Here is an 11,097-nt window from a genome sequence, read left to right on the forward strand (position 1 = left end):
AAGAAAAGAACTTAGAATAGGCATTACTTCGACTATGTCGCAATCTGTCTTAACCACATCGGTTTTGCAGCTATACTAATTTTTCAAAAATAAATGATAATTATAAAATCTAAAAGCGAAATTTTTCAAAATTTTTACATATTTGCTGGACTTATTTAAGATTTTTATTTTTTTTTCGTAAAAGAAAATCATCTATATTTGACAGTGCTAAATTTAATATATGACATATGACAAAAAATTACTTTCTTTCAGCTTTTGCTGCATTAGCCCTCGGATTTGTAATGTCTTGTGATAGTACAACGGATGATCCACCCAACCAGAATAACAATAATTCCGGAGGATCTACCATTACAGGCCCGAGAATTCTAAGTAAAGTAACAAACGGAACCAAAGATATTGAGGAATATGTTACAAACATAGGCGGAAAGCTTTCTGAGGCTTATATCAGAGATGCCGGATCTACCAATATCATTACAGCGTCGGTTACCTATACTGGTGATAAGATCTCCCAGATAAAATATCAGGATAATGTAAATCCTCACGTCATAGACAATGTGTACACCATCACCTATACCAATGAAAAATTGTCCGAAATTTCTATGAACCAGATGGTAATGTCTACAACGAATCATAGTGACTTTACCGTTTTTTATGATGCAAACGGACAGCTGTACAGAATTGTGGAAAAGAAAAAAATGGGTGGAAGCACATCTTACACGCATTATGTAGAATATAAATTCACCTTTTCTGCAAGTAATGTCGTAAATATGGATCAGACTTCAATGCTCATGAGCGGTGGAAATCCGGACCCTACTACATCTACTAAAATGACCTATGCTTATGCTAATTTTGACAGCAAGATCAATCCGTATACCACCTTACCGAAAGAATATTTCATGATTACAGGAACATTATTCCCAATCAATTTTTATATGCTTTCCACTAATAACGTAGGGCAGATTACACTCCACAGTCCAGGATCTCCCGCAGTGCCTATTCCGAAAGGATACTTGTACGACTCGCAGAATTATCCGGTTTCTGATCAAAGCCAGGCAATTAAATATATCTATAAACCGTTATAGTCTAGCAGCTGTCTTTTAATAGTTTTGATGTAATATGAATAAATTTATAATTTTTATTCAAAAAAAAATTATATTTGTGAAAAAATAAATAATCCACTTGGAATGAAACGACTTTTTTATTTTATTTTATTGTTAGTTGGTATTTCTACAATCCATTCTTGTAAAGATTTATTGGATGAAGATGGAAACCCGTTGAACGATATTAATTCAAACACAGGGCTGAATGGTCCCAGAGCTTTATACAGAGAAATTACAGATACAGATACTTTAGCCGAATATCATTATAACGGACTACAGCTGACAAAGGTGATTACTCCCGGATTTGATGATGGAAAAAAATCCATTACAGATATAATGTACAGCGGAGATAAGGTAAGTAAAGTCACTTTCAACGGACATTTGGATCTTGATAGCGACGGAAATATTGATATTGATAGTGTTTCATACACTCAATTCTTCGCTTATGGACCTACAGGAAGGCTGGAATCAATTTCTGAAAACCGCCAGACATTCATCATCAACGTTGGTCCGCCGCCTTCATTTACTTTGAGAAAAACAAAAACGCTTTATATCTTAAAGTATGCTGCATCTACAAGCAAGCTAGATTCTATCATCATGAGAACCGGTGAAGATGTTACAGGTACCTCTTTTGAATACAAAAACTATTCAAGAACAAAATATACTTATTCCGGTGATAATGTCTCTACGGTAACGAGACATTACGGGCCAATGAGCGGTGGAGTTTTCGCTCCGGCAGTAAGTAAATATAGTTATGGATATTCCAATTACGATGCGAAGATCAATCCGTTTACTTTAATTCCTTTTGCATATAAAATCTCAAGAATATTGTCTACAGAAATCAATGATAGTTACAGCTGGATTTTATCACCGAACTGCCCTAAAAGAGTTTCCGTTACAGATCTTACTCAGCCGGTTCCTGTTCCTGTCGTCTTCTCTACAGACTACAACTACGATCCGCAGACCTATATGGTAAAAGGATTCGATATAAACTATATTTACAAACCATTGTAAGAATTTTTTAAAATATTTTTAGGCTCAATCTTTCCGAAGGTTGAGTTTTTTATTTAGCCTTTGTTTAATTATTCTTAATCACAAAAATGCTTTAATTTTGCAAAAAATTTCTCAATGAAATATTTAATAGTAGGCCTTGGAAACAAAGGCGCGGAATACGAAAATACACGTCACAATATAGGTTTCAAAATAGCGGAAAAAATTGCAGAAACATTGGAAGCCCTCTTTAATACTACTAATTTCGGGTGGATGGCCGACGGAAAATATAAAGGGCGAAGAGTCCTGATCTTAAAACCGGACACCTATATGAATCTTTCCGGAAATGCAGTAAGATATTGGATGCAGAAAGAAAATATCCCGCTGGAGAATGTCCTGATTGTGACGGATGACCTGGCTCTACCTTTCGGAACATTGAGAATGAAAGGGAAAGGCTCTGATGCCGGACACAACGGATTAAAAAATATCAATGAAGTTCTTCAGACACAAAATTATGCGCGTCTTCGATTCGGCATCTCGGCAGATTTCTCAGAAGGTCGGCAGGTAGATTATGTTCTAGGAACCTGGAATGCTGAAGAGACAGAAAAGCTCCCCGAAAGAATTGAAAAATTTTCCAAGGCCAGTCTGTCATTCGTTTTTGCAGGAATCAACAACACAATGTCTGCTTTTAACGGCAAATAATACATAAAAAAACCTCCTGAAATGGAGGTTTTCTTATTTTTTGTAAACGACGATGTCTTTCACTACTTTTTTCTCAAAGAAATTTCTTTCGCTCAGCGTAAAACGGTAATTATGCTCCTGTTCAAAAAACTCAATCGGAGTATTGGGAATTGCATCGGCCTTCCATTTAATGATCAGGAAAGTTCCGTTGGCTGAGCTGATGTTCTTATCCGAAAACATAAACATGGTGCTTTGCAGTGGGCTTTCTGGATCTTCGCTGATGTCGGATTTTGCATTTTTCGGCTGCAGCAAGGTCATATCTTTTAACAATAATGAAAAAGGTTTTCCGATGTATTTTTCTTTATTTATTTCAAATTTCTTCACGTAAGCCAGCGTATCACTTACTGTCTTTTGCGATTTTAAGGCCTGATTGCAAATTAGCAGAATGAATAAAAACAGGCTGAACCGTATTTTCATAATTTTAAATATTTAAATACCAAAAGTAAGTTTTTTGGAGCTTTTTCCCGCTTTTCATTACAATCTTTTTTTTCAAAAAAGGATTTTCATTGCAATCGGGGCTAGGGTAGTAGGACAGGTGGCTTCGAGAGCCTCAGCCACCACCGAAACCCATGACCTTAAAGTTTGTACTTTAAAAAAATAATTTCCAATCTATCTAACTATGACATATTTCTTTAATCAGCATCCTGAAAATAAAATGCTATAAAGGGCTTACAACCAGGCTACAGCTCCTGTCTCAACATCATAGTTGGCTCCCACTATTTTTATTTTACCTTCTTCTTCAAGCTTTCTAAGCGTTGAACTTTGTTTGCGGATATCTTCAATGGCGCTTTTTACATTTTGATGATTCAGCCTTTCCAGAAGAGAGCTGTTTTTAGATGAGCGTTCTTCGCCTTCTTCAATTACGCCATTAATAATTGGGCCAAAATGATTGATCAGGTGGTTTAGGTTTTCCATTCCCATTCCTTCGATTTGGGCAGCGTCCAGTCCGCCTTTCAATGCGCCACATTTAGTATGTCCTAACACGACAATTAATCTGGAGCCTGCGACATTACAGCCGAACTCCATGGATCCAAGAATGTCCTGGTTTACGAAATTACCTGCAATTCTGATGCTGAAAATATCCCCAAGCCCCTGGTCGAAAATAAGCTCTGCAGAAGTACGGCTGTCTATACAGCTCAAAACCACAGCAAAAGGCCATTGCCCTTCCCGTGTAGCATTTACCTGCCCCAGAAGGTCTCTGTTGGCTTTAAGGTTGTTTACGAATCTTTGGTTTCCTTCCTTTAAAAAGTTAAGCGCTTTTTCAGGAGTGATCGTCGACTGAGTTTCGTATGTATGTGCTTTCATATAATTATTTATAATGTTAATTATTATTTTATTAAGTTAAAAAAAATGTAATGAGCTTACATTGCTCTTCTGTGTGTAACAAGAATATGAGAATCTTCATCTCTTTCATAATCTCTGTAGGAAGTTTTAAAACCTAGAAGTTCCACTGTAATATCTTCTTCCTTTGCCCGGATATTGGCAAAATCCTGAATCATCTCTAGAACATCCGTTGCAATATATGAGGTGCCTCTGGCATCGATGGTAACGGAAGAATCTGGTTTTATGTTTTTTAAGGTTTTTTTGATCGCGGCTTTATTCAGGAAAGAGACTTCCTCGGCAAGCTTAATGTTGATTCCATCTGCATCATCCAGCTTTTCACGACTTAAATAATACGCTCTTTTCATGTTTCCCTGGAGAATATAGAAAACGGAAATTGCAAGGCCTATTCCCACACCTTTTAATAAATCGGTTGCCACAACGGCTACGACAGTTGCTACAAACGGGATAAACTGGAATTTACCCAAACGCCAGAAATGTTTGAATGTTGTCGGTTTTGCCAGTTTATACCCTACCATAATAAGCACGGCCGCTAAGGTTGCCAGCGGAATAAGATTCAAAATAACCGGAATGGATAATACACAGATCAATAATAATGTCCCATGAATAATGGTAGATGCCTTCGAAGTCGCTCCAGCATTCGCATTTGCAGAACTTCTCACTACTACGGAAGTCATCGGAAGCCCGCCGATAAATGAGCTTATCAGATTGCCAATTCCCTGTGCTTTTAATTCCAAGTTGGTGTCCGTGATTCTTCGTTGCTTGTCTAATCTGTCGGATGCTTCAATACAAAGCAGTGTCTCTATGGAAGCCACAATAGCAATAGTAGCACCCACGATCCAAACTTTAGGGTTGGTAAATCCTGTGAAATCCGGCATTGTCACCAGATTCTTAAAATCATCAAAAGACTGGGGAACCGGCAGTGAAACCAAATGCTGTGTCTGAATTGCTAATGAACTTCCTGTCATTTTGAAAACTTCGTTAAGTACAATTCCTGCAACTACGGCTACCAAAGCTCCCGGAAGCATTTTTATTCTTTTTAAAGCCTGCACTCTGTCCCAGGTGGTCAAAATAGTAATAGATACTAAGGTTACAATAATAGCCCCCGGATGAACCGCCCCGAATAATTCTGTAAAGTATCCGAAGTTTAAGCCGTTATCAAAAATAGATTCATGACCTTCATAATCTTTATCAAACCCCAGAGCATGAGGAATTTGTTTTAAAATAATAATAATACCAATGGCAGCGAGCATTCCTTCAATAACATTGTTTGGAAAATAATTGGAAATACTTCCTGCTCTTATAAATCCTAAGACCAATTGAATGAGTCCCGCAATAATTCCTGCGCAAAGAAAAAGCTCAAATACGCCAAGATCTGTAATGGCCGTTAAAACAATTGCGGTAAGACCGGCAGCCGGACCTGAAACAGATATATTTGAATTGCTGATTAATCCTACCACCAGACCACCAACAATCCCCGCAATAATACCAGATAAGGGAGGTGCACCTGATGCTAAAGCGATACCTAAACACAAAGGTAATGCAACTAAAAATACTACGAGTCCTGAGGGGAAATTATCCTTTATTCCTCCTATTAATGATGTCTTTTTCATGATGTGAAGATGTGTGATATAATCGCTTAAATATCTCTAAATAAACTGATTAAAAAAGATTGGAATTTTAATTTAAAGCACGTGTTATCCTATCAAAAAATGATGCGAATAATAAAAGCCGACTGAGAGAATTATGCTTCCGGAGGCGGAGAAAATACAGTAAGCAAAGGTGACAGATGAAAGGAATCATCTATAAGAATAAAAGACTTGCCTTCTTTAGAAGGCTCAAAAAACTTCAGATAATCAAATACATCCAACGTTTTTGGGAGGGTTTTTTCATATACGATAAAAGTGGAAGGATGAGAATGTGGCTCTTCTTCATTGATCACTACATTGGTTCTTGTAAGATCCCAGCCCAAAAACGAAGCAATACCAGGTAATGCTGTAAAATTCATGAAAAGCAATAATGTAATAATACTCCAGAATTTCATTTTGATTCTCTTTTTAATAAAAACTTTTATTTTTTCTTTCGGCTCATTATCCAGTCAGAACTTGTAAGGTTGTAGATTTTTTGGATGTCTTTTAATATTTTTTCAAAGTCAATTTCAAGATCAATAATCTTACCAGTTCTAAGATCAAATACCCAACCATGGACAATAGGATGCTCTTCTAAAATATATCTTTCTTGCACACATGCCATTTTGATCACGTTGATGCACTGTTCCTGAACGTTTAGCTCAACAAGCCTGTCATAACGCTTTCCTTCATCCTCAATATTATCCAATTCGGCCTGGTGTAGCCTGTAGACATCCCTGATGTTTCTCAGCCAAGGATTCAGAAGGCCCAGGTCCTGAGGAGTCATTGCTGCCTTTACACCGCCGCAATTATAGTGGCCGCAGACAATAATGTGCTTTACTTTCAGATGTTCTACGGCGTATTGAATGACTGCTGTAGAGCTCATGTCTAAAGTATTGACCACATTGGCGATATTTCTGTGAACAAAAACTTCACCTGGCTTTGCTCCCATCAATTCTTCTGCTGTAGCCCTGCTGTCTGAACACCCTATATATAAATAATCAGGATGCTGAGTTTTAGCAAGCTCTTCAAAGAAATTAGGGTTGTCAGCTATCTTAGATTCTACCCATTTTCTATTGTTTTCAAAAATAACCTCGTACGATTGTGACATAATCTAAAATTTGTAAATTTTTATAATTATTTAATTTCGATTAAATTATTTTTAAATTCAATAGACCAAATCAATAATTATACAAAAATATAATTTTTCCCGAAATAGCAATTAGTTTTAACAAAGTTTAATATTAAAATGTGCTTAAAATCATAAATTAAACTTTGTAAATTGACTATTTCTAGGGTTTTGATTAAATTATGATAAAGTTACAAACTTGATCAAAAATAACAATTGCCATATTGAAGTTTTATTAACTAATCTTTTTGAAATATCTTAAATTTTATTATTGATATAACCTTCTGTTGCATTAGTATGGGGATAAACCTTTGCAGGATTTCCTATTACGACAGAATTTTCCGGGACATCAAAATTTACATAAGAGTTTGGACCCACCAAAACATTATTTCCAATCGTTATTCCTCCTACCAGTACGGCATTTGTGCCAATCCAGACTTCATCACCAATAATGGGAAATCCGGCATTCTTTCCTCTGTTTTGCTGCCCGATTGTGACCCCCTGTGCAATATTGCAATTTTTCCCGATTTTAGTATTGGGGTTAATCACCAAACTTCCCCAATGCCCAAGGTAGAAACCTTCCCCAATTTCTGTTTCCGGATAAATCTGAAAACCATATTTAATTTGATGGTGTCGTAAAATGAATCTCCAGAAAAGTCCAAGGATAGATTTTTTCTTAAACTTTTGAGCCTGCCTTAGTATATAAATAAAATGAAGATTCGGGTTGACGCATTTTGCCCAAATTTCAAAGGAGGAAAGCCATTTTCCACTTTCCCGGTAAAAATCTTTTTGAAGAGTAGAATATTGATCTGCCATAAAACAAATGTAAGGAATCTATTGTTTTTAAAGATTAATTTAGTTATAATTCGTCTAAGATAGATGTAATTTTATTAACCGAATTTTCCAGATTAAACGGCATTTCGTAATTCATTAGTTTTTCAGAATATTTTTCGAATGATTCGGGATCAGACAAAGCTTTTTTCATTCCGTCATAAATTCCTTCTTCTGAATTTTCTACAATTAAACCTAATTCGCCGTTGTTCAGCATTTCGGCTGATCCGGAAACCTGAGTAGAAATAATTTTCTTTTTTAAGGTAATTGCTTCAAATAATACCGTCGGAAAACCTTCATATCTTGAGCTTAAAATATAGAAGTCTGCATTTTTGAAATATGGATAAGGATTATCTGTAAAGCCCAGCATTGTTGCTGTATTGTCTACTCCAAGGTCTGATTTTAATTTTTTAATGTTTTCAAAATCATAGCCATCACCTACGATCAAAACTTTATGCTGAAAACCTTCTTTCAGGAGTCTTTTATGAACTTTCAACAATCTGTCAAAGCCTTTTTGTGGAAAAACGGTTCCTACGGAAATAAAAGTCGGAATATTTTTATCAAACTCATAATTGATGACCGGCTGGTCTGCCTTTGCAATGAATTCTTCTGTGTCTAAAGGATTATAAATTTTTACGATTTTCTGTTTTTCTGTTTCATTTTTTGCCAGACTGTGGAAAAACTGTTCGATCTTTTCTGAGATCACCATGATTTTATCAAACCCGAAAAATTTTCTGATTTCATGATCGGTATATCCTTTCACCTGAGAAAGGTCATTGTGGATCCAGACTACTTTTTTTGAAGACTGTATCGGAGAACCTAGGATTTCATCGCGCATGCCGTGGATGGCTGCAAACTCGATGTCGTATTTTTTATTTTTAAGCTTTCCTTTGTACAGCAGATTAGGAAGTTTTTTTAATATCTTTTCATGAAGCACCCTTGCCGCCTTTCTGGGAATTTCGTGAGGGCGATTTGTGGTGATCATTTCTCCTTTGTGGAGGTGTAAAATATTAATCCAATCAGGAACTTCGGGTAAATATTTACCCGAATAAAGGTTTAGCAGCAAATCTATTTCATACTTATCTTTACGAAGGTTTTTCAGGAATGTAACCAGAACTTTTTCGGCGCCTCCATGACGCAGGGAACCGATACGGATGAGGATTTTCTTTTTTTCAGTCATTTTCCATTTTTAGGATTGTTCCTATTTCATAAGCGGATAAAATTACGAACTATTTTTTGCTATACCATAATTATAAATAAATTTAAGAGATAAAATTTCTATTTTAAAAAAGTCTGAAGTTTAGTCAATGACGATATTGTTTTTATATAATTTTTTATACTTGAAATAGGTAAATAAAGATGGAAAAAATATGATTAATAATAATTTTATAATATGCTTTTTGTGTGTCGTAAAATTATTGATTACATATTGATTAACCTCTTCCTGGGTTATTACTTTATGAGGATTAAACTGTGATTTAATAAAAGATTCCACTTCGTCTTTCGTATTGAGATATTTCTGCGAGAGAGATTGGCTGTTATAGATTCTCCTATACAGGCAGAATGGTAATTTGAAACACTTAAAGCTGAATCCCAAGACTGCAGCTCTGGCAAAAAAATCCCTGTCCTCCGAAAAGGACAGATTTTCATTAAAAAAAACCTTAGAGCTCAGCTCCTTTTTAAATAAAGTGGAAGATGGAGTAAGCATATTACTAATATATATCAGCTGAAACATTGAAAACTCACATTTTTTATGAAGAAATTCGGTATCCCCAAAAGCCTGAAGATCACAGTATAAAACATCATAGGTGCTGTTATAATCCAAATAGGCGATGGCATTATTAATAGTCGGTAAAAGCTTGTCGTCTGAATCCAAGCATAAAATATATTTACCTTTTGCTCTTTTCAATCCTACATTTCTGCTTGCAGAAACCCCTGAGTTTTCCTTGTGGATCATTACTGCATTGGGATTTTTATATTCTTGTAGAAAGTGTAATAGCTCTACGTCTGTAGACCCGTCATTAATGATTATGATCTCATAAGGATATTTGATTTGCGACTGTTCGATGCTTTCCAGGCATTCTTTGACATAGGGTAGTGGGGTATTGTATACGGGTATTATTATAGAAAGTTTTAAAGTATCTTTTTCCATTGTTGTGTTATTTTTTCTTTTTTCCAATGAGCTGTCTCTTCAAATGAAGATTTCATCAGGGTATTAAGCAGGTTTTCATCATGAGTAAGTTTTTCCAAACTTTTAATAAAAGGCTCTGGATCATGAAGGGGAATTAAAAAACCATTTTTTTCGTTGATAATGTCGGAAGGACCGTAGTCACAATCATATGCAATCAGGGCATTGCTGGAGAACATCGCTTCCAAAAGCACCATTCCGAAAGCTTCATTGGTAGAGGTAAGGCATGATATTTTGGATCTTGCCATGAGGCGGTATACATCATCACTATTACCGTGCCCTAAAAATTTTATTCTGTTCTGTAAATTATTTGCTTCCAGAAACTTCTGTAGAGTTTCTTTTTCCCGTCCCTGTCCCATTATTTCCGCCTTCCAATCAGTAGGTATATTGCTTTTTAAGAATATTTCTAAAAATGCCATGACATTTTTTTCAGGATCAAGGCGACAAATCATAGAAATAAGATTTTCTTTTTTTAGAGGAGGGATATAGGAAAGAGAATCTAGGTGATCATCAATAATGTTATAAATAAAATGGGTGTTTTTATTCAGGCTGTTATAGTGATCGAAGCCGCCCTTATTGATACAAACGATTCCTTTAAGGTTTTTGTAATATTTCCTTAATGTACCATACCAGAGCTTTCCGCCGGTTTTGTAGCTGATATGTTCCCAGGCGATTGTTTTCTTGCTTACCTCGCTGTCAAGAGCAAGCATGGATGAAAGCTTATACCAGCATGGGACGATGGTATCGTAATGACGATGGTTTTTTTTAATCCATTTTTTTAAGACTCGGTAAGATCCCAGGTCATACAAATAAGAATGTATGTTATAGATCTTGGGGATAGATTTAAAGTTTTTAAATAGATAGGTTGCAAGTTTTGAATATCTGTCAGCGAAAGAATCACTGTAGTGCTTCTTTATTTTAGGGTTGATAGGATAAAAATCCTCATGCGGAGCCATTAAATAAAGTATGTCGATTTCATAACCCTGATCAGAAAGATCAGAAGTGAGACTGCTCAGAACCTTGGATATACCATTGGGTTTTATATTCTGATAATGAAGTTGTTTAAACTTATTTAGACAAAAAAGTTCCAAGAAAATTAGCAATTTTGGATTGCAATTTAAAAAACTAATAATCTGGAACTCATCAGTA

13 protein-coding genes are annotated in these 11,097 nt (G+C 35.7%); 4 read left to right on the forward strand and 9 right to left on the reverse strand.

Going from position 1 to position 11,097, the window contains the following annotated elements; translation table 11 throughout:
* Positions 1–227: 227 nt before the first annotated feature.
* The 3 genes from BW926_RS10505 (at position 228) to pth (ending at position 2,792) form a co-directional block, all read left to right on the forward strand.
* Positions 228–1,082, forward strand: a complete 855-nt coding sequence (locus BW926_RS10505; RefSeq protein ID WP_076446912.1) for a hypothetical protein — start codon at positions 228–230, stop codon at positions 1,080–1,082.
* A gap of 102 nt (positions 1,083–1,184) precedes the next feature.
* Positions 1,185–2,114, forward strand: a complete 930-nt coding sequence (locus BW926_RS10510; RefSeq protein ID WP_076446914.1) for a hypothetical protein — start codon at positions 1,185–1,187, stop codon at positions 2,112–2,114.
* A 114-nt stretch (positions 2,115–2,228) separates the two neighbouring features.
* Positions 2,229–2,792 (forward strand): aminoacyl-tRNA hydrolase, encoded by a 564-nt coding sequence (gene pth, locus BW926_RS10515; RefSeq protein ID WP_076446916.1) that lies wholly within the window; start codon positions 2,229–2,231, stop codon positions 2,790–2,792.
* A gap of 33 nt (positions 2,793–2,825) precedes the next feature.
* Here pth and BW926_RS10520 read toward each other — a convergent pair whose 3' ends face one another.
* The gene (locus BW926_RS10520) at positions 2,826–3,248 is read right to left on the reverse strand and encodes a hypothetical protein (RefSeq protein WP_076446918.1); all 423 of its coding nucleotides are present in this window, start codon (positions 3,246–3,248) and stop codon (positions 2,826–2,828) included.
* Between the two features lie 34 nt (positions 3,249–3,282).
* Between BW926_RS10520 and BW926_RS14405 the strand changes: the two genes are divergently transcribed.
* Positions 3,283–3,432, forward strand: coding sequence for a hypothetical protein (locus BW926_RS14405; RefSeq protein ID WP_179078007.1), 150 nt, complete (start codon positions 3,283–3,285; stop codon positions 3,430–3,432).
* Between the two features lie 68 nt (positions 3,433–3,500).
* Here BW926_RS14405 and BW926_RS10525 read toward each other — a convergent pair whose 3' ends face one another.
* The 8 genes from BW926_RS10525 to BW926_RS10560 all read right to left on the reverse strand — a co-directional run.
* On the reverse strand, positions 3,501–4,136 hold the full coding sequence (locus BW926_RS10525; protein WP_076446920.1) for a carbonic anhydrase family protein: 636 nt from the start codon (positions 4,134–4,136) through the stop codon (positions 3,501–3,503).
* A gap of 56 nt (positions 4,137–4,192) precedes the next feature.
* On the reverse strand, positions 4,193–5,785 hold the full coding sequence (locus tag BW926_RS10530; protein ID WP_076446922.1) for a SulP family inorganic anion transporter: 1,593 nt from the start codon (positions 5,783–5,785) through the stop codon (positions 4,193–4,195).
* 131 nt (positions 5,786–5,916) lie between these two features.
* Positions 5,917–6,216, reverse strand: coding sequence for a hypothetical protein (locus tag BW926_RS10535; protein WP_076446923.1), 300 nt, complete (start codon positions 6,214–6,216; stop codon positions 5,917–5,919).
* Between the two features lie 26 nt (positions 6,217–6,242).
* The gene (locus BW926_RS10540) at positions 6,243–6,911 is read right to left on the reverse strand and encodes a carbonic anhydrase (RefSeq protein WP_076446925.1); all 669 of its coding nucleotides are present in this window, start codon (positions 6,909–6,911) and stop codon (positions 6,243–6,245) included.
* Between the two features lie 276 nt (positions 6,912–7,187).
* Positions 7,188–7,745 carry a serine acetyltransferase gene (locus tag BW926_RS10545; RefSeq protein WP_076446927.1) on the reverse strand — a complete coding sequence of 186 codons (558 nt, stop codon included), beginning with the start codon at positions 7,743–7,745 and terminating at the stop codon, positions 7,188–7,190.
* A 43-nt stretch (positions 7,746–7,788) separates the two neighbouring features.
* Entirely contained in the window at positions 7,789–8,940 is a 1,152-nt protein-coding gene (locus BW926_RS10550; RefSeq protein WP_076446929.1) for a glycosyltransferase, read from the reverse strand.
* 120 nt (positions 8,941–9,060) lie between these two features.
* The gene (locus BW926_RS10555; protein ID WP_143756536.1) at positions 9,061–9,912 is read right to left on the reverse strand and encodes a glycosyltransferase family 2 protein; all 852 of its coding nucleotides are present in this window, start codon (positions 9,910–9,912) and stop codon (positions 9,061–9,063) included.
* Positions 9,894–11,097, reverse strand: a 1,204-nt coding sequence (locus BW926_RS10560) for a glycosyltransferase (RefSeq protein WP_228403436.1), incomplete at its 5' end; no start/stop codon positions are given. The genes BW926_RS10560 and BW926_RS10555, both read right to left, overlap by 19 nt.

This window comes from Chryseobacterium sp. RU37D (genome assembly GCF_900156075.1).
GTDB lineage: Bacteria > Bacteroidota > Bacteroidia > Flavobacteriales > Weeksellaceae > Chryseobacterium.